This window comes from Solibaculum mannosilyticum (assembly GCF_015140235.1).
In the GTDB taxonomy this organism is placed as follows: domain Bacteria; phylum Bacillota; class Clostridia; order Oscillospirales; family Acutalibacteraceae; genus Solibaculum; species Solibaculum mannosilyticum.
The window spans coordinates 148842-168372 of record NZ_AP023321.1 but is presented as its reverse complement, the minus strand read 5'-3'; the positions used below and the strand labels follow the sequence as shown (position 1 = coordinate 168372).

Genomic DNA, 19531 nt, shown 5'->3' with positions numbered 1-19531 from the left:
CCTTGGTTTTGTCGTCTTATTTGCCGCCTACTCGTCCTCCGACAGGCCCTCCTCCAAAAAAGAACGCAGGGCCGGCCAGATCTCATAGGCGCTGTATCCATACCGCTGCAGCGCCGAAAAGATCCGCCGCAGTTTTTTCTCATCCTCAATGACGCCGCCGTATTTTTTCTCCACAATGCGGCTGATCGACCGTTCCGGACAGTACTCCACAAGCTCTACCGCCTGATGGGCTACGTCCCGGTCAATGCCTTTTTGAATCAGCTCCCGCCTGACCCTGGACGGTGCAAAGCATTTGCGTTCCATCAAATCCCGGGCCAGACGCCCGGCATATTTTCGATCGTCCACAAGGCCCAATTCCTGCATCCGGCAGACGGCGCGTTCCGCTGATTCCCGGTCCACTGTCTGCTCCAGCTTCTGGGTCAGCTCCTCCATGGAGTAGTCCCGCCTGGATAGCAGGCTCAGCGCCTTGCGTTTGGCAAAACGTTCCTGGGCCTGATGGGACAATTCCATGAGGTCCTCCCAGTCCCACAGGCTGCCTTCCGCCAGCCCGGAACTGTCCAAACTTTCCTCATCCAAAAGGCACAGGCATTCCCCGCCGCTTATCGCTTCGATCATACCGTCCCTGCGACGCCTGAGCTGGTCAATGGGTACCGTCATTCGTCGTCATCCACCAAAATGTCGATATCCACCGCTTTGCGGGCCGGTTTCGGAGCTTCCGGCGCCTTGGCGGCTGGGGCCGCCTGTGCAGAAGGTACGGCAGGCGCCGGAGCTGAAACAGGACGGCGAGGCTTTACTTTGGCCTCCTCCTGTTCCTTCATCTTTTCCCGGACTTTTGCCTCCACTTCGGCGGCCACTTCGGGATTGTCTGCAAAATAATTCTTGGCGGCGTCCCTGCCCTGGCCTAGACGAACATCCCCGTAAGAGAACCAGGATCCGCTCTTCTGCACCACGTTTGCAAGCACCGCCATATCCAGAAGCTCTCCCTCCCGGGAAATGCCCTTTCCGTACATGACGTCAAATTCCGCCACCTTAAAGGGCGGCGCCACCTTATTCTTCACTACTTTAGCGCGAGTACGGGAACCCACCATTTCGGTGCCGTTTTTCAATGTCTCAATACGGCGCACATCGATGCGCACGCTTGCATAGAACTTGAGGGCGCGGCCGCCGGGCGTGACTTCCGGATTGCCGTAGCTGACGCCCACCTTCTCACGCAGCTGGTTGATAAAAATAGCCACACAATTGGATTTTGCGATAACGCCGGCCAATTTGCGCAACGCCTGAGACATCAGCCTGGCCTGAAGGCCCACATGGGTATCGCCCATTTCGCCCTCAATCTCGGCCCGGGGCACTAAAGCCGCCACTGAGTCCACAACCACCACGTCCAAAGCCCCGGAACGCACCAGGGCTTCGGTGATCTCCAACGCCTGCTCGCCGGTATCCGGCTGGGAGACAAGCAGAGAATCCACATCCACTCCAAGCGCCGCGGCATACACAGGATCCAAAGCGTGCTCCACATCGATGAACGCGGCCTCGCCTCCCTTTTTCTGGGCCTCGGCAATGACGTGCAGCGCCAAAGTGGTCTTACCCGACGATTCCGGGCCGTAGATCTCGATGATACGTCCCCTCGGGACGCCTCCGATGCCCAGTGCCATATCCAGCGAAAGCGAACCGGTGGAGATGGCCTCCACGTTCATACCCTGGTTCTGCCCCAGCTTCATGACGGCGCCTTTGCCAAACTGTTTTTCAATATTCGTAAGGGCCGTTTCCAGCGCCTTTTTTTTGTCGTTCGCAGGGGTAACCGACCCCTTTTTATCCATGGAAGATGCCATATCTGATTCCCTTCCTCTCACCGATTTATCGGATGCTTTTCCCGTCCTTTCCAAGCTCTGGGAAAATATTTTCTAATAGGGTTATTATACCGTATTCATGGGCTCATTGCAACCAAAAACGCCCAATACCACCCGATCCAAACCGGCCAGATCCTGATACACCTTCACCTCGGAAAGGCCGTGACGACAAAATAGATCCCGTACAGACGATCCCTGTTCCGATCCGATCTCCACCGCCAAAAGACCTCCCTGTTTGAGAAGGCCCAGCCAGTTCTGGAGCAGCGACCGGTAAAACACCAGGCCGTCCCCGCCGCCGTCCAACGCCATGGCCGGTTCATAAGACAGTTCCGTGGGAAGCGTCTCCAGCTCGTAGGAGGGGATATAGGGGGGATTGCATACGATTACGTCAAATTGTCCCAGCTCCGGGGGCGGGAGAAGCATATCCCCTTCTACGACCTTCACCTGTACGCCGTTCTGACGGGCGTTTTGAATGAGATACTCAATGGCGTCGGTGGATTTTTCCAACGCCGTCACCTGGGCATCTGGACAAAACTTGGCGATGGACACCGCCAGTGCTCCCGATCCGGAACACAGATCCAGCACCTGGGGACTCTCTTTCCCTGTTAGGAACTCCAATGCCTTTTCACACAGCACTTCCGTATCAGCCCGCGGGATGAGCACACCTTCCCCTACCTGGAAGGGCAGTCCCATAAACTCCCATCCGCCCACCAGATACTGGAGCGGATACCCGGCCGCCCGGCGTTTGACAAGATGGACAAACCGCTCCACATCCTTTTCTGGGACCTCTTCCTTACCTCGCACCGTCAACTGTTCCCTGCCGATGTGGAATACCGCATCCATCAGCTGAATGACATCAAAGGCAGGGCTTTCACACCCTGCCTCTGTCAGACGCTGCTTTGCCTTTTGATATACCTGCTCAAAGGTCACGCTCATGATGCTTGAACCTCGCTACTTTCTACGCTTTTTTCTGTTTTTTGCGGCAGATCCTCCTCCGGGAGCACCGCCATAACCGACTGGATAGCCACTTCAATCATGCTGTCGTCCGGCTCTTTGGTGGTCAACCGTTGGGTCCACATGCCTGGGGCCGACAGAATACGGGTCAACAAATTGTCATGCCGTCCGGCAAACCGGATGATCTCATATCCCACGCCCATGATGACCGGCAGGATTAAAATCTTAATGGGCACCCACACCATATTGTTGTTGTCCAAATCGGTGAAGTACACTAATAAAGACGAAATCAAAATGCTGACCAGCAGCATGAGCACCAGGAAACTGGTGCCGCAGCGGGGATGAAATCGGGACTGTTTGCGGACGTTTTCCACCGTCAAATCCAAACCATTCTCATAACAAAAGATGGTCTTGTGTTCGGCTCCGTGATATTGAAACACCCGTCCGATCTCTTTCATACGGGCCACCAATGCGATGTATCCAATAAAAATGGCGATTTTCAACACGCCTTCAAATACAGCCCGCAGGTTGGCAATTTGATCCCCCACCGCGCCCTGCAACAGGCTGAAGAGCAGAGACGGCAGATACATAAACAAAAATACCGCCAGCACTACACCCAGTACTGCTGCAATGGATGTGAGCACACCCATCAATTTGTCTCCTAATTTATCAGTGATCCATTTTTCAAACTTGGAGGCTTCTTCCCCATCGTCCTCCTCCAGATCGATGCCGGCCTTTTCCGCCGAACGCATCAATGCCTTAAAACCCGTGAGCAACGACTCGATGAACCCTACAATACCTCGTATCAAAGGAATGCGGAAAAAGCCCGATTTTCCCTTGATGTCCACACAATCCAGGTCCTCTGTTTCAATCTCCCCTGAGGGGACGCGTACAGCCAATGCCGTACCTTTGGGGCCGCGCATCATAACGCCTTCAATCAGCGCCTGGCCGCCGATGATGCCCAAACGACTGTTCTTTGGTTTTTTCAAATTCAACCCATCCTTTTTATCCCGTAAAATAGGTGCAACTTTTCCCATTAAAAAGTGCGCCTAAGGAAACATTTCTATGCTAAACATACCATATCCCTCCCCTAAATTCAAGCTGACAACCGTAAACCTTTTATGAAGTTTTCCCTTCGGGCAAAAAATTTTATATTTCTCCATTTTTTTCGATTTTCCCCTTGCTTTTCTTAAAATGAAGTGATATAATATTCTTCGTCGCAAAAAGTAATTGTAAATAAAATATGGACGCTTAGCTCAGCTGGAAGAGCATCTGCTTGACGTGCAGAGGGTCAGCGGTTCAAGTCCGTTAGCGTCCACCATTGGGGGTTGTCCTTGCAATAGTGGGGGCGACCTTTTTTATTCTTTTTTCCTCTTTTCTATCAGAAAGCCCCGGTGATAGCACCGGGGCTTTTTTCTTTCGGCAGATTGCCGTTTTTATTCGTCGTCCTCGTCTTTGCTGCTCTTGGCTTCCTTAGCCGCTTTCGCAGCCTTTGCGGCGTCAATGACCTTCTGCGCCACAAAGGAGGGAGCCTCCTCATACCGCTCAAAGGACATGGTAAAACTGCCGCGGCCCTGCGTCACCTGACGCAGATAGGTGGAGAAATCGTACATTTCGGCTTCCGGAGCTTCCGCCGACACCACCTGCATGCCGTCTTCGCCAGCGTCCATACCCAGCACACGGCCACGGCGTTTGTTGACTTCGCCGATGATATCGCCCATGTTGGCTTCCGGGATAAACACCTTAACGCTGCCGATGGGTTCCAGCAAAACCGGGCTTGCTTGGGGAAGTCCGGCCTTATAAGCCAAACCTGCCGCCATCTTAAAGGACATTTCAGAGGAGTCCACCGGATGATAGGAGCCGTCCACCAAAGTGGCCTTCAGGCCAACTACCGGGTATCCGGCCAATACGCCGTGTTCCACACAGTCCCGCAGGCCCTTTTCTACGGCCGGGAAGAAGTTCTTCGGTACTGCGCCGCCGAACACCTTCTCTTCAAACACCAGATCATCGCCGTCACAGGGTTCAAACTCAATCCATACGTCACCGAACTGGCCGTGGCCACCGGTCTGTTTCTTATGGCGGCCCTGTACCTTGACCTTCTTACGGATAGTCTCACGGTATGCTACCTTGGGTGCCTTCATCTTGAGTTCCACGCCGAACTTCTGCTTGAGCTTGGAGGCGATGACATCCAGATGCTGTTCACCCAGGCCGGACAGAACCATCTGATGGGTTTCTACATTATTTTTCACCGTAATGGTGGGATCTTCTTCCTTGAGTCGGCTGAGGCCAGAGGCCATCTTTTCCTCGTCGCCCTTGTTCTTGGGCTTGACCGCCATGGACAAACTGGGTGTCGGGAAATTAACCCCTTCCAGCTTGACGGGGCGGGATGTGGACGACAGAGTATCGCCCGTTTTGGCCGACGCCAATTTTACTACAGCACCGATGTCACCGGCCACCACACAGGTGGTATCCTCCTGCTTCTTGCCGCGGATGGTGAGAAGTTTGCCCACCTTTTCCGGCTGGCCGGTGCGGGAGTTGAACATCTGGGTATCGGCCTTGACCTTGCCGGAGATGACCTTAAAATAAGACAGTTTGCCCACAAAGGGGTCGGCCACCGTCTTAAAGACAATGGCGGCAGTGGGATCGTCTTCGGATACTTTCAGTTCTACCGGTTCGCCGTCCATGGTCTCGGCCACTTCGCCCGCTGCGTCAGCCGCTGACGGCACTAAGTCCACAATGCAGTCCAAAAGCTGGGCTACGCCGTCCAGCTTCAGGCCGGAACCGCACAGGATGGGCGAAATATCCCCGGACTTCAGTCCCAATTGCACGCCTTTGATGAATTCCTCATTGGTGAAGGATTCACCGGCAAAATATTTTTCCATCAAGTCCTCATCGGTCTCGGCCACCGCTTCAGAGAGGGTCATGCGGATCTCCTCTACCTCGTCGGTCTGAGGCATGGGGACTTCTTTCATCTTACCTTTGTCATATGTATAGGCTTTTTCCCGCAGGACGTCGATATAGCACTGCGCCTTGCCGCCTTCCATGTAGGGGATGACCACAGGACATGCTCCTGCTCCAAACACCTCCTGGATGGAAGCGATTGCTTTGGCGAAATCAGCATGCTCTTCGTCCAGCTTGGTGACAAAGAAAATCTTTCCGATGCCGCGCTTGGATGCGGCCTGGAACGCCTTCTCTGCGCCCACCTTGGCGCCCGATTTGCCCGACACCGGAATGATGACGCAATCGCCCGCCCGGACGCCTTCGCAGAGTCCGCCGGCAAAGTCGAACAGTCCAGGGGTGTCGATCAGGTTGATTTTGCAATCTTTCCACTCAAGCGGCGCCACCGCAGTGGACACCGACGTCTTTCTCTTCATTTCCTCGGGGTCAAAATCCATGACGGTATTGCCGTCGGCCACTTTGCCCAGCCGTTCCGATGCGCCGGCCAGATAGAGCATTGCTTCGGCCAGTGAAGTCTTTCCCGACCCACCGTGGCCTCCTAGGACGATATTTCGAATGTTTTGGGCTGTATACTGTTTCAAGATTTGATTCCCCTTCCAGTGTATTTGTTTGGCTGCACTTTACGCGATTTTGAAATATTGCACAATTATTATGCTGCCTTTGAATCAATTATATCTTAACCGCCCATCAAATTCAATCCATTTTTTTGAAATCCTGGATTTTCGCCCGCCAGAACAGTTTCGACGCTATAACTTAGCTATATTTACTAGTATTTTTCCTTATTTCGCCAGAAGTGGCGTCGAATCCACCGGAATAAGGCCCGTCTTTTCGCAAGTTTATCGTTCTCCTTTCCTTCGTCTGATCCTTTGTTTGAAACATTTCTCTATATCTCCCTTTTTCGAGACGTCAACCAAATTTCTCCCTATTGATCAAAAGGACAAAACCGTCCTCTTCTCCCCTTCCGGAAGAAGCCGGTTTTGCCCTTTTTCTTTCTGATATTCCTTTGGTTTTTCTGAATATTCTTTCAGCCGTCCGGCCTCTAGACGGCCTCCTCCGACCGCTCCCGATCCTGTTGGATCTTTTGGGCGATCATCATGTCCTTGACCTTCATCAGCCTGGTCAGATTGGACCGTTCGTTTTCATCCAGCTTCATGGTGATGTACCGGATGGTGGACTGTAAATCCGGGATCATGACGTGCTCCAAGGCGTTGACGCGGCGGCGCGTCTTTTCGATCTCGGCCGCCAGCAGCTGGGCCGACTTCTCCGATTCGGCCAGACGCAGCATGTCGGGCAGTACCTGGGCCAGCGATTGGACGGCCCCGTCCAAATCGCCGGAGGTAAAGGCATATCCATAAGAATAAATATCGTGGGGATTATCGGTGCGGGTCTTGGCGGTAAAGCGGGGGATGTCGACACTCATGACGTTCTTCATCCCCACCTCCAGCTTGACCTGCTGTTTTGGGGCCATGAGGGCCACCGACAGCGCCTCCTTCTGCATCACCGACCGGGCCACGATAAAATATCGGTTGGCCTCTTCGATGCCCTGTTCTACCTTTTGACGCAGGGCCTTGTTTTCCCGCACAATGTCCAGAAATTGGCGCATCAACTCGTCCCGCTTATCCTTGAGCAGCTTGTGCCCCCTCAAAGCGGTAGCCAGACGTTTTTTCAGCCGGGTGAGTTCCATCCGGGTGGGGTTTACCTGCATCAGAGCCATAGGGCGTCACACCTTCCTTTCCCATTCGTCCCGCAGGATGCCCATGAGAATCAGATCCTTACGGCTGCCGTCGGCTGCATAGCACTTCCGGCGACGGCCTTCCTCCACAAAGCCGCAGGATCGGTAGCACTTGAGGGCCGCCTCGTTGTCCTCCCGCACCCACAGTTCGACGCGGTTGAGATTCATCTGATGGAAGGCAAACTGAAGGCTCAGCCCAATGGCTTCTGTCCCGTACCCTTTTCCCCGGCATCCCTTGCCTCCGATGACGATCCCCAAGGATGCTACTCCATGGCGGTAGTCCACCTGGGTCAGTTCCAGCTGACCGATGTATTCCTCCGAATCCCGATGAGCGATAATGAAGCTCGGCCCGCCGGATCGGGCATTTTCTTCCACAAAAGAGCGGGTCTGCTGTATACTCCTGGGATAGAGAAACACCGCTCCATCCAAAAACCGGGTGGTCTCCAGATCATTGACCCATCCTTGGATGAGTTCCACATCCTCCATCCGGTACTCCCGCAGCATCACCCGCTGACCCACTAGATAAGGCATATGCGTTCCCCCCTCCTGCAAGCGTCGGGGAACGGTTTACTCTTCCCCATGGTAATATTCATCCAGGAACTGATCTTTGATGCGCTTGAGTTCGCTTCTGGGCAGCATGGACAAAAGCTCCCAGCCAAGCTCCATGGTCTCCTCGATGGAGCGGTTTTTCTCATACCCCTGAGACACATACTGCTGCTCAAAGGCGTCGGCGAACTTGGCGTACTTTTTATCGATATCAGTAAGCGCCGCTTCGCCCAGGATGGTCATCAGTTCCTTGGCATCCTTGCCGCGGGCATAGGCGGCAAACAACTGATTCATGACGTTTGCATGGTCGGCACGGGTCTTGCCTTCCCCGATGCCCTTGTCCTTTAAGCGGGACAAGGACGGCAGTACGTCGATAGGCGGCTTGACACCCTTGCGGTACAGTTCACGAGATAAGATAATCTGCCCTTCGGTGATGTACCCAGTCAGGTCGGGGATGGGATGGGTCTTGTCGTCCTCCGGCATGGTGAGGATGGGAATGAGGGTGATGGACCCGTTTTTCCCCTTGAGTCGTCCGGCCCGCTCGTAGAGGGAGGCAAGGTCGGTGTACATATAGCCCGGATAGCCCCGGCGTCCGGGTACCTCTTTCCGTGCGGCCGATACTTCGCGCAGGGCGTCGGCGTAGTTTGTGATGTCGGTGATGATGACCAGCACGTGCATGCCCTTGTCAAACGCCAGGTACTCCGCCGCCGTCAAGGCCATACGGGGAGTGGCGATGCGCTCGATGGCCGGGTCGTTTGCCAGATTGACAAACAGGACGGTCCGATCGATGGCGCCGGTGCGTTTAAAATCCTCGATGAAGAAGTTTGACTCCTCAAAGGTGATGCCTACGGCGGCAAACACCACGGCGAACTGGTCGTCGGTCCCGCGCACTCTCGCCTGACGGGCGATCTGGGCCGCCAGATTGGCGTGGGGCAGGCCGGATCCGGAAAAGATGGGCAACTTCTGGCCGCGGACCAGGGTATTAAGTCCGTCAATGGCCGAGACACCGGTCTGGATAAACTCCTGGGGATAGTTCCGGGCGGCCGGGTTCATAGGGACGCCGTTGACATCCCGCCGGGCTTCGGGGATGAGCTCCGGCCCGCCGTCGATGGGACGGCCCATGCCGTCAAAGACCCGGGAAAGCATATCCTCCGATACGCCCAATTCGATATTGCGCCCTAAAAAGCGCACCTTGCTATTCTGCAAATTGATGCCGGATGAGCTTTCAAACAGCTGTACAAGCGCATTGCCGCCGTCGATCTCCAGCACGCGGCAGCGGCGGATCTCGCCGGATCCCAGCTCGATCTCTCCCAGCTCGTTGTAGGCGACGTCCTCCACCCCTTTGACCAGCATCAGCGGTCCCGCCACTTCCTGGATGGTCCGGTATTCTCTGGGCATCAGGCATCCTCCTCTCTCTGGAACAGCTCTTTGATCTCGTGATCAATCTGGGCGTCGGCCTCTTCGTAAGCCTGGTCCACCTGGTCTTCTTCCGTGTATTTTAAACGACCGATCTTCTCCCGGGCAGGCATATTGACAAGACCCTCGATATCGGCCCCGGTCCTCAGGGCTTCTAAGGCCTTATCGTACCAGTTGAGTACTGCCTCCATCATACGGTACTGCTTTTTGAGAGACGCATAGGTGTCGATCTCATGGAATGCGTCCTGATGTAAATAGTCCTCGCGGATGGACCGGGAGGCTTCCAGCTTAAGACGGTCCTCAGGGGACAAAGCGTCCATACCCACCAGCTTGACGATTTCCTCCAGTTCGGCCTCCTCCTGGAGAAGGCTCAGAATCCGCTGGCGCAAATCGATCCAGTCCTCGGCCACTTCCTTCTTGAACCAATCGGCCAATGAATCCACGTACAGCGAATAGGAGGTCAGCCAGTTGACGGCCGGAAAATGACGTTTGTAGGCCAAAGAGGAGTCCAATCCCCAGAATACCTTGACAATGCGAAGCGTCGCCTGGGACACCGGTTCGGAAATATCGCCGCCGGGAGGGGATACCGCTCCGATGACCGATAAGGCCCCTTCCCGGTTGTCGTCGCCCAGGGTGATGACGCGTCCGGCCCGCTCGTAGAACTGGGCCAAGCGGGATCCCAGATAGGCGGGATATCCCTCTTCACCCGGCATTTCCTCCAAGCGTCCGGACATCTCGCGCAGCGCCTCCGCCCAGCGGGAGGTGGAATCGGCCATGAGTGCAACCGAATACCCCATATCCCGGAAGTATTCGGCGATGGTGATACCGGTGTAGATGGACGCCTCACGGGCGGCCACCGGCATATCGGATGTATTGGCGATGAGCACCGTGCGCTTCATCAAAGAATAGCCGGTGCGGGGATCCTTTAGTTCCGGGAATTCGTTTAGGACGTCGGTCATCTCGTTGCCCCGCTCGCCGCAGCCGATGTACACGACGATGTCGGCGTCGGCCCATTTGGCCAGCTGATGCTGCACCACCGTCTTGCCGCTGCCGAAGGGGCCGGGGATGGACGCTACGCCTCCACGGGCGATGGGGAACAGGGTATCAATGACACGCTGTCCCGAGATAAGAGGTACATCGGGGGACAACTTCTTTTGATAAGGACGTCCCCTACGAACCGGCCATTTCTGCATCAGAGGGATCTCCACCCGCTGTCCGTTGGCCGTTGTGATCACTGCCACAGGCTGATCCACCGTATAAGAGCCCGCCTGGATCTGATCCAGCGTGCCGACGAGTCCAGGAGGCACCATAACCCGATGCTCCACCACCTCGGTCTCCTGAACAACGCCCAGGACATCGCCGCCTTTTACCTTGCTGCCAGCGTGTACCACCGGCTCAAACTGCCATTTTTTCTCCCGGTTCAAAGACGGGACGGTGACGCCTCGTTCCAGATTGGTGCCCGCCTTTGCCATAATGGCGTCCAACGGGCGCTGGATGCCGTCGTAAATCGACCCGATGAGACCCGGCCCCAGCTCCACCGAAAGCGGCGCCCCTGTGGACGTCACCGGTGCGCCGGGACCCAGGCCGGAGGTCTCCTCATAAACCTGGATGGATGCACGGTCGCCGCGCATCTCGATGATTTCACCGATCAACCCCTGATCGCTGACATGCACCACGTCAAACATATTGGCATCCCGCATGTCCTTTGCGATGACCAGAGGGCCGGATACCTTTACAATGGTTCCTTTGCTCATATGATAAGCCCCATTCTGCCGCCGCGCCGGCACAGAGTTTTCTATCTCTTATCCCGATTGCGCGGGCATCGGGACATCCAATTCGGCTGATTCTTTCTGCCGCTCTCTAAGCTTGAGCGACCGGCTATGCCTAAGGTTCCGTTGTGAAAGCCCCGTATGGATACTCTCGAAATGGAACGCCTTATTTTACCTTCTCCGCTTTCTTTCCTGAAGAAAGCAGGGAAGTGATTCTTTTTTTATCTCATTTATGGCGGATCTTTCATGCTCAGTTTCGGTCAGGACAAAATATCCGATCCCACCGCCCGTTCCACCGACTGGTTGACAAGCCCCATACCAATGCCTAAGGATCCGCCCTGTCCGGGGATGGGAATAATGGCCGGCAGATAGTCGTCCTTGTACCGGTCGACTGTATTGCGGATCTGCTGGAACATCCCTTCGGTGATGTACAGAATGGCGTATCCGCCCGCCGCCAATTTGCGCAGCGTCGCCGACGCCTCCCCCGCCTCGGTGACGGGAAAGATATCCAACCCCAGGGCACTGTATCCGCAGATGGAATCGTAATCGCCGATTACCCCGATTTTATCCATACAGTTCACGCACCCTTTCCCGGATGACATCCTGCGGGACGCCGCCCTGTTTTCCCAGCAGCACGATGCGCACCGTTTTGATCTCAGCCTGTTTGGCCATCAGGTAGGCGGCCAAAGGGCCTTCTCCGAAGGCCGTCAATTTGGTGGGAAGCATCTGCTTGAGAACCAGGTCGTCGCACCATTTTTCAAAGGGGCTTAGGGAATCGGCCAGCAACTCGATCCCCTGGGCATAAGAGGTGTGGGACAAAAATTCCCGCAGCGCCTGTTCCCCTTGAAGCGCCGACTTGATGAGCTCCTCCCGGTCAAAGCCACTGCATGGGGCGATGGCCTGCTGCAAAAAGTCCAACCCTTTTCCTGTCCGGCAGGCCCGCACCGACGTTTTGATGTTGGCGGTGTCCACCATGATGTGGCCCAGCTCTGTCATCCATTTGCTTTTGCTGCCGTCGGCCGCCTTTTGAATGGCATCCAAACACGCTCTGTCCAAAAGCACGTCACACAATTGCCCATCCCCGGTGTGGCTGAGGATTTCATATGCCCTTTGTGCCGGCTCCCGCACCAAATCGGGCAGCTTGTCCCGCTCCCCCTTTTGAATGCATCGGTTCATCTCCTCCGGATCCAGCACCGACGGCTGTAGGAATAGCCCGTCTACCGGGACATTGGCATAGGCTCCCTTGATGCAGGCCTTGAGATTGTGAAAATCGTTGGGGTACAATAACAGGTCAAACACTTCCGGCTGGGGAGACAGACCTCGGACGTACTCCCAGGCGTCCTGTAGTTCATTGGTCAGAATGGTCTCAAACTGCCAGGGTTCCAGACGGTCGGCCCCCTGCCAGCCCTTATCCTCCAGAAGGCGGACGGCGTCCTCCAACGTGGGAGCGGCCAGCATGGCGTCCACATCCGACCGGGTTAAGAGACCCATCTCCTTGACCCGGATGTTGGCCACAGCATATACATAATTGGTATCTTTTATCGCCAAAGCGCATTCACTCCTTCGGGCCGCGGGTTATACGTGGAACAGCACCTGAGCCACACGGTCCTGCAACGTCTCGCGGCGGTCCCGGAACAGGGCGTCCAAAGAGCAGTTTTCCTCCACGCCGCCGTACCGCAGGATCACGCCGCCGCCAAGTTCGGCCGTCTCTTCGCTGAGGGACAAGTTCCCTCCTTCGATCTCGGCGTTCACTTCCTTCAAAAAGCGCTTGGGCAGACGGTCCTTATCCTCCTGGGACAGCAGCATCTCCCCTTCTCCCGGCCGTACATGGGCCAGGATCAGCTTTTTCAGCATGGCGAAATACTGCCCCTCCGGCAAGGACATCAGGCTGTGTCTGGCCTCATTTAAAATCTGGTCGATGGCCTGACCTTTGGCGGCCAGGATACGTTCCCGTCCACTTAAATGGGCGGCCGACACCTTTGCAGCTCGGATGGATTCAGCTTTTTTCTCAGCCGATTCCCATCTCTGGGCCGCCTGTCTTTGCGCCTCTTGATCGGCCTCCCCTAACATCTCATCGGCTTGTTTTTGGGCGTCGGCCAATATGGCGTCGGCCTCTCCCTTGGCTTCTTCTAAAATCTTGTTGACAATGCTATCCAGCCCGTTCATACAATCCTCCCTTTCCGAGGCAACAGGCCGGTTATACGCCGTAACCCGGGATGTTGACCACAGCCAAGATGGAAATGATGAAGGACAGCAGCGCATAGAATTCCACCAACGCCGCCGAGGTGATGGCCTTGCCCGATTCATTGGGCTTTTTGGCGATGATGTTGACGCCTGAGGTGGCCACACGCGCCTGGGCGATGGCCGAGAACAGTCCGCCGAATGCGATGGGCAGTGCGGCGATAAAATAGAGAAGTCCCGTGAGGAAAGACATTTCAGCGTTGAGGTTCAGAAGGATCATGATGGATACCACGAATCCGTACAGGCCCTGTGTACCGGGCAGCACCTGTAAAATCAGCAGCTTTGTGAATTTGGAGGCGTCCTCCACCACCACGCCGGCCGACGCTTCGGCCACCATGCCGACGCCCTTGGCCGATCCGATGCCGGCTAAAATCACGGCGATGGCCGATCCGGCCAAGGCAAAAAACAATCCTAACATATCAATCATCTTGTTGTTCCTCCTTCAAACGGATGTATTGTGTGTTGACGGCAAAGGGGGTAAACAGTTTGCCGCCGCCCTCGTAAAACTGCTTGAAAAATTCCACATAATGCAGACGGTTGCAATGGACGTAAGCACCCAGCATATTGATGGCCAGATTCATGGCGTGGCCCGCCACAAAGATGACCGCAAAGGCGATCACTCCCACCACTCCTTTGCCGGGCAGGGTGCCCAGGGTATTGATGGTGGCGGCGATGATGCCGGTGGTCAGGCCCAAAGCCATCAGGCGGGAGTAGGACAGGATATCGGAGAAAAAGCCGGTGATGTCGTAAAGCGACATAATACCTCCCAGGATCTTCCCCAAAATGTTCTTTTTGTCCCGGCCCTGGGTACACAATAACCCCAGGAAGCCAACCACCGTCATGCCGATACCCACGTTGCCCAGCACCGTCTCAGGCAGGGCTACCATACCGGCCGCCATAATCGACAAGCCCGCGATGGCCAGCATCCAGAACCCGGCGTCGAATACTGCGTCGAGAGGTTTCCCTTGGCGGCACAGGTTGTAAAACTTGACGCCAAGCCCCAATAAGATATGCACCACTCCTACGGCGATGCTGAAGATGAGCAGCGTCATGGGGTCTTTGGACGGGTCAAACCAGATGGGCGCAATGGCAAAACTGCTGCCCAGAAAATTTTCTGCGATGGCGCCTACAGCATTGCCGAACCAGCTTCCGTACAAGGCCCCCCAGAATGTGGTGGACAGGCCGCAATAGAAAAACATCCGCATGGTGTTTTTCGTACGGCGTTCGGCTTTGCTGAAAAAGCCGATGTACCCGGTCGCGATGCTGATGAGGATGCCGTATCCTGCGTCGGACAGCATCATTCCAAACAGCAGGTAATAGAAAAACGCCATCACCGGGTTGGGATCCAGATCATGGGTCCCCGGCATGGAATAGGATGCCGTAATGCCCTCCACCGGCGCTACAAATGGTCCATTCTGAAAGGCTTTTGGCACATCTTCCGGATCGTCCGGCTCCAAAAGTTCTACATAGGCGCCGTACCGCTTCTCCAAGATGGCGGCTATTTTCCCGGCCGCCTTGGCCGGGACGTATCCCTCCAGCACAAAGACGTGTTCCGTGAGGCCCAGCCGCTCCAAGACCTCGTATTTCTCCCGGCGCATGGCCAGGTAGTCGGAGAGAAATTCCAGCTTGCGCCGATCCTCTCTATGATCCACGATGGACTGTTCACACTGCTCTGCTTTTTCCCGATGCTCTGCGATAAGCTGCTCCAGCCTCTGGATCTTCTCCCGGCATGTCCGGTGAGACAGCGACCATCCCGGACGTCCAAACCCAATGGTGCGAAGCAGTGATTCCACCCGTTCGGCCTCGGGCCGGTAACTCGCCACAAAAAGACACGTCTGTTCCCGGGTGGACGACACCACCTCCAGATAGGTCTCCTCCGGCAGGTCCGGAAGCCGTTCCCGGATGGATTCCGGCGTTATCTCCTCCGGCAAAGTGCCGATCATGGCGGCCGCATGGGTGGAACCTTTCTCCTTCATAGGGACGTCCAACCTCTCCCAAGGCCGCAGCGTCTCGATCTGGGCCTCCAGTTTGACGGCTGCCGACCGGTGTTCCTCAGCCTCCTTGGAAAGCGCCAGGATCTCTTGCGCCACATCCAGGTACTGCTTCCACTCCCCCGCCGACTGGCGGTATTGCTTCTCATCCACCTGACGCCGTGGGGCAAACAATACCTTTTTTTCCGCCGCTTTCTCATCCAAGATGGCCAAAGCTTCCTTGGCCGTCTGGATGCCGCGGTCAAAGGTGGCGATCTGACGGGACGTGTCCTTTTTGCTCAGACGGTCGTCCTCCCCTCGGACAGGGCGGACCTCCACCGCTTCAAATCGCTGGATGTGTTCTAAAATGGCTTTGCGATCGGTTTGCAGGGCAACGATGTGGATGCGCTTCATTTGCACAATGGCCAACGGCGTCCACCACCTTTCCCTTACGATTTGACTATTTGAATGCGATTTCCTCGGCTTACCAGCCCTCTACATTCTATTTCTCATTCCAGAATACAGCTGATAGCCGCTTCAATGGCCTGGGCATGGCATTGTTTCGCCGCTTTTGCCACAGCCTCAACCTTTTGTTCGTACTGCGCCTCGACGATCTCCGCCTGTTTTCCCCCCTCTTTGGAAGCCTGATCCAAAAACTTTTTCTCCTCGGCAGCAACCTGGGAAAGCGCTTCCCGAATACGCGCCGGAGCCTCTTCCTTGGCTTTGGCCAAAAGGATTCTGGCCTGCTCCTGCGCCTCCCGGATACAGGCTGCCGCCTGTTCCTCCGCCTCATAAATGCGATCCATCGCTTCCTTTGCCACCCGAATCACCACCATCCTTTTTTCCATTTTTGTGAGGCTTCTTTACGGATCTGCCCCACAACCCAGTATAGTTTAACATGTTCTAAATTTGGGAATTGCACGAATTATATCATATTATTTTCCAATTTTCAATTATTTTTTGTCGTTTTATCAATTTTATTTGTTGTATTTCTCTAGAGTTTTTCTTTTGTTATTCTATATTTTTGAAAAAATCCACCAGGCATATTCTTTCTTTTTCCGTTATAAACATTCTTCTTTTCTTATAATCCGCCCTCTCTTTCTTGTGGAATTCTGTTGGAACTATGTGATTTTAATCTTAATTTAAGGATAATATATATAAAGTTTTAGAGGTATGCAGTACCGTGTACTGTATGAAAAATGGATGCTTTTTGTTCCATCTTTCAAAACATCCGGCTTTTTCTCTTCTAGGGCGTCCCCCTTTCGGCATATGTATGGGATAACGTATGGATTATAAGGGAGGAATACCCTATGAGTATTGTAACTGCCTGCCATCCCGACTATGCCACGGTACGCGATTGGGCGGAAGCCTTGACCAAAAAGTACCCTTTCCTGGAGAAAATGGAGCCGGGACGCACGAGCCTGGGACGTTCGATTTTGTGTCTCACTCTGGGCCAGGCCGAGGATAAGGTCTTGTACGTCGGAGGCGTCCACGGCAGCGAATGGCTGACTGTCCTGACCCTCATGCGTTTCACAGAGAAGCTGTGTGAGGCCATTGATACGGGCCGCCGGGTATCCAACATCGATGTGCGAAACGCCATGGTGGGACGGGGCTTGGTCATTGTACCATGCCTCAATCCCGACGGGACCGAGATCGCCCTGCGAGGCGCTGCCGGCGCTTTGTGGAACGCTAGACAGGTGTCGGCATTGGCGAAAGGGGATTTCCCTCATTGGCAGGCCAATGCCCGCGGCGTCGATCTCAACCACAACTTTGACGCCGGATGGGAAATCCTCCACGAGATGGAGATCAAATCCGGGATCCGCGGTCCTGCCATGAGACAGTACGGCGGTCCCGCCGCTCACAGTGAACCGGAATCTTCCTGGCTTGTGAAGCTGTGCCGCACGTATCCCTTCCGTCACGTCTTGGCCATGCACAGCCAGGGGGAGGAAATCTACTGGTGCTATGGCGACAATACCCCGCCCAGATCCAAAGTGATGGCCGGCGTCCTGGCCGCTTCCAGCGGGTACCAGATGTCGTCACCCGACGGCCTTGCTTCCCACGGCGGTTTTAAAGATTGGTTTATTGAGGAATTTCATCGTCCGGCCTTTACCATTGAAATCGGCCGGGGGAAAAATCCCCTTCCCTTGAGCGATTATCCGGATGTTTACGATAAAATCGAGGAGATGCTGCTCTTAGCCGCTCTCATGTAACAGCTCTTAAGGCATTCTTTTTACACAAAATAAAAAATCAGCCGGCTGCCCTCAGATCGGACAGCCGGCTGATTTTTATTGATATTATTTTTATATCTGTTTTTCCCCATCTGCTGCCCTTGCCAATAAAAGCTTGGCCTCAGATTATCCTGTAATTTAAAGCAGCGGAATCTCCCCATCCTCCAGTGAAACAGCGTCCAAATAGGTATCCTGTACTTCATCCATAGCGGGGATGGACACTGCCGCCCCCGGATGGGATACCGCAATCGACGACGCTTTGGATGCCAGATCCATTGCCCTCTGTATCTCCGACCCCTGGGCCCACATGGCGGCAAAATAGCCGATGTAGGTATCCCCTGCGCCGGTGGTATCGATGACCGGCGCATTGTAGATCCCCTGGGTCAGCATACGGGTGCCGTCGTAATAGAGGCTGCCTTTGGATCCTAAGGTAAGCACCACTGCACTGGAGGGGTATTTCTGCACAATGCCCTTGACAATATCCTCAGCACGGGTACATCCGCTCAAGGCCGCTCCCTCCTGCCGGTTGACCACAAACAAGTTGACCGTTTCCAATGGAAGGCTTAGAACCTGCCCGTCAAAAGGAGCAGGATTAAATACTACGATCATCCCCCGTTCCCTGGCGGTCTTCATGATGAGATCCAGGTCGTTGATCTCGTTTTGCAGAACCAGCATATCCCCTGCCTCAAAGTGTTCAAACACTTTGGCAATCTCACGGGATGTAATGGTACGGTTGGCGCCACCATAAATGACAATGGCGTTTTCCCCTTTTGCATCCACCTGGATGACTGCATGGCCAGTGGGTTCCTGGGATACGGTAATAAACTGGGTATCAATGCCCTCCTGCTTGAGGGTCTCCAATAGAAAACCGCCGTCCTCCCCGATGCGTCCGGCATGGTACACCTTAGCCCCTGCCTTTGCCAGCGCTACTGATTGATTGAGTCCTTTTCCGCCGCAGTGGATGGTGCGGGAGGGGGCATGTATGGTCTCCCCCGGTTGTACAAAGTGGGGGACGTCATAGACATAATCGATGTTGAGGGAACCATAATTGAGAATTTTCATATTTTTCACACTCCTCTTAGCTTGGCGTCCGGCCTTTCCATCGGCCGGACGCCCTATGGTGATGCGGTGCTGCACCGGGATCTCATTCTCCAAAGACGGGCATCCCTTCCGTCCATAATAGGGACGGGGATCCCTGGGGAAAGATGGGATCCATCTGGCTGCGGTAGATGGATGCAATTTTTTCCTTTTGCTGTTCTATCGCCGTGCATTCTCTCCCCAGGCCGGCAGGCGGCAGAGAAACAAGCAATATCTGCCCTTCGGCCAACTCCATCCGTCCGCCGCCGCTCCGGAGCTGACGTTCCGCCATCTCCACAAAGGCCTGCCACCGTTTGCAAAACCGGCGCAGCTCATAGTCCTTCCATCCGTCGGGCAGATTTCTTCCATCCCAGCGCACAATAGCCGTGGGGGGATCCCATGGGGAAACGCTGGAAATACTCGTCTCTTCTCCGAAAAAGGAGGAAAAATCCGGGCGCTTTTCTACTATATGCACCGTTAGTCCGGTTTCATGACCGAGAAAATCCCTGTTTAATCCGTCCGGCGCTTCAACCAGCATCCGGTCGCCCAAGGAGATAATTCCTTTGAGACATCCGCCGCCGTCCAAAATTACCCGGTCCACGTAAGGATACAAAAACTGGTCCAGCACCATGCCGCCCTGCTCAAAAAGACGGCCCGCCGCCTCAAGCAGTATCCTTCCCTTTTGGATGCGGCCTTGCAGTCTCTCCTGAGGCATATCTCCTGTCGGCATCTTGGGCGCTGTTATGATCCAATAAGGCATGTCCTTCCTCCTCCCGGCCTTTTTTGATATCCA

Annotated in this window: 18 protein-coding genes and 1 tRNA gene; 2 read left to right on the top strand and 17 right to left on the bottom strand. The window is 54.9% G+C overall.

Features of this window, described 5'->3' with window-relative positions:
* Positions 1–27: 27 nt before the first annotated feature.
* The 4 genes from C12CBH8_RS00735 to C12CBH8_RS00720 form a co-directional block, all read right to left on the bottom strand.
* Complete coding sequence (locus tag C12CBH8_RS00735) at positions 28–657, bottom strand: regulatory protein RecX (protein ID WP_215533359.1); 630 nt, start codon at positions 655–657, stop codon at positions 28–30.
* Entirely contained in the window at positions 654–1829 is a 1176-nt protein-coding gene (recA, locus tag C12CBH8_RS00730; protein ID WP_215533358.1) for a recombinase RecA, read from the bottom strand. Before recA ends, C12CBH8_RS00735 begins: the two co-directional genes overlap by 4 nt.
* 84 nt (positions 1830–1913) lie before the next feature.
* Positions 1914–2783, bottom strand: coding sequence for a peptide chain release factor N(5)-glutamine methyltransferase (gene prmC / locus C12CBH8_RS00725; protein ID WP_090263997.1), 870 nt, complete (start codon positions 2781–2783; stop codon positions 1914–1916).
* Positions 2780–3790 carry a DUF1385 domain-containing protein gene (locus tag C12CBH8_RS00720; RefSeq protein WP_246441603.1) on the bottom strand — a complete coding sequence of 337 codons (1011 nt, stop codon included), beginning with the start codon at positions 3788–3790 and terminating at the stop codon, positions 2780–2782. The genes prmC and C12CBH8_RS00720 overlap by 4 nt, the downstream gene beginning before the upstream one ends.
* A 256-nt stretch (positions 3791–4046) precedes the next feature.
* Here C12CBH8_RS00720 and C12CBH8_RS00715 point away from each other — a divergent pair.
* Positions 4047–4122, top strand: a tRNA-Val gene (locus C12CBH8_RS00715).
* A gap of 115 nt (positions 4123–4237) precedes the next feature.
* Here the strand turns inward: C12CBH8_RS00715 and fusA are convergent.
* The 11 genes from fusA to C12CBH8_RS00660 form a co-directional block, all read right to left on the bottom strand.
* On the bottom strand, positions 4238–6340 hold the full coding sequence (gene fusA, locus C12CBH8_RS00710) for an elongation factor G (RefSeq protein WP_090263994.1): 2103 nt from the start codon (positions 6338–6340) through the stop codon (positions 4238–4240).
* 458 nt (positions 6341–6798) lie between these two features.
* Positions 6799–7473 (bottom strand): V-type ATP synthase subunit D, encoded by a 675-nt coding sequence (locus C12CBH8_RS00705; RefSeq protein ID WP_090263991.1) that lies wholly within the window; start codon positions 7471–7473, stop codon positions 6799–6801.
* Positions 7474–7479: 6 nt separating this feature from the next.
* The gene (locus C12CBH8_RS00700) at positions 7480–8022 is read right to left on the bottom strand and encodes a GNAT family N-acetyltransferase (protein WP_090263989.1); all 543 of its coding nucleotides are present in this window, start codon (positions 8020–8022) and stop codon (positions 7480–7482) included.
* A 36-nt stretch (positions 8023–8058) separates the two neighbouring features.
* Complete coding sequence (locus tag C12CBH8_RS00695; RefSeq protein WP_090263987.1) at positions 8059–9435, bottom strand: V-type ATP synthase subunit B; 1377 nt, start codon at positions 9433–9435, stop codon at positions 8059–8061.
* Complete coding sequence (locus C12CBH8_RS00690) at positions 9435–11207, bottom strand: V-type ATP synthase subunit A (protein ID WP_215533357.1); 1773 nt, start codon at positions 11205–11207, stop codon at positions 9435–9437. The genes C12CBH8_RS00695 and C12CBH8_RS00690 overlap by 1 nt, the downstream gene beginning before the upstream one ends.
* A 275-nt stretch (positions 11208–11482) precedes the next feature.
* Positions 11483–11794: a V-type ATP synthase subunit F gene (locus tag C12CBH8_RS00685; protein ID WP_090263984.1), complete on the bottom strand. Its 312-nt coding sequence runs from the start codon at positions 11792–11794 to the stop codon at positions 11483–11485.
* On the bottom strand, positions 11787–12770 hold the full coding sequence (locus C12CBH8_RS00680) for a V-type ATPase subunit (protein ID WP_099323044.1): 984 nt from the start codon (positions 12768–12770) through the stop codon (positions 11787–11789). Before C12CBH8_RS00680 ends, C12CBH8_RS00685 begins: the two co-directional genes overlap by 8 nt.
* A 27-nt stretch (positions 12771–12797) precedes the next feature.
* A complete protein-coding gene (locus C12CBH8_RS00675; protein WP_215533356.1) occupies positions 12798–13388 on the bottom strand; it encodes a V-type ATP synthase subunit E in 591 nt (196 codons plus the stop codon).
* Positions 13389–13419: 31 nt separating this feature from the next.
* Positions 13420–13890, bottom strand: a complete 471-nt coding sequence (locus C12CBH8_RS00670) for a V-type ATP synthase subunit K (protein ID WP_090263946.1) — start codon at positions 13888–13890, stop codon at positions 13420–13422.
* A complete protein-coding gene (locus tag C12CBH8_RS00665) occupies positions 13883–15853 on the bottom strand; it encodes a V-type ATP synthase subunit I (protein ID WP_246441771.1) in 1971 nt (656 codons plus the stop codon). Before C12CBH8_RS00665 ends, C12CBH8_RS00670 begins: the two co-directional genes overlap by 8 nt.
* Positions 15854–15942: 89 nt before the next feature.
* On the bottom strand, positions 15943–16281 hold the full coding sequence (locus tag C12CBH8_RS00660) for a hypothetical protein (protein WP_090263941.1): 339 nt from the start codon (positions 16279–16281) through the stop codon (positions 15943–15945).
* A 462-nt stretch (positions 16282–16743) separates the two neighbouring features.
* Between C12CBH8_RS00660 and C12CBH8_RS00655 the strand changes: the two genes are divergently transcribed.
* Positions 16744–17643, top strand: a complete 900-nt coding sequence (locus tag C12CBH8_RS00655; RefSeq protein ID WP_215533354.1) for a M14 family metallopeptidase — start codon at positions 16744–16746, stop codon at positions 17641–17643.
* Positions 17644–17799: 156 nt separating this feature from the next.
* Here C12CBH8_RS00655 and C12CBH8_RS00650 read toward each other — a convergent pair whose 3' ends face one another.
* A complete protein-coding gene (locus tag C12CBH8_RS00650) occupies positions 17800–18816 on the bottom strand; it encodes a ribokinase (RefSeq protein WP_321199558.1) in 1017 nt (338 codons plus the stop codon).
* A complete protein-coding gene (locus tag C12CBH8_RS00645; protein ID WP_215533353.1) occupies positions 18806–19498 on the bottom strand; it encodes a hypothetical protein in 693 nt (230 codons plus the stop codon). The genes C12CBH8_RS00650 and C12CBH8_RS00645 overlap by 11 nt, the downstream gene beginning before the upstream one ends.
* Positions 19499–19531 lie beyond the last annotated feature (33 nt).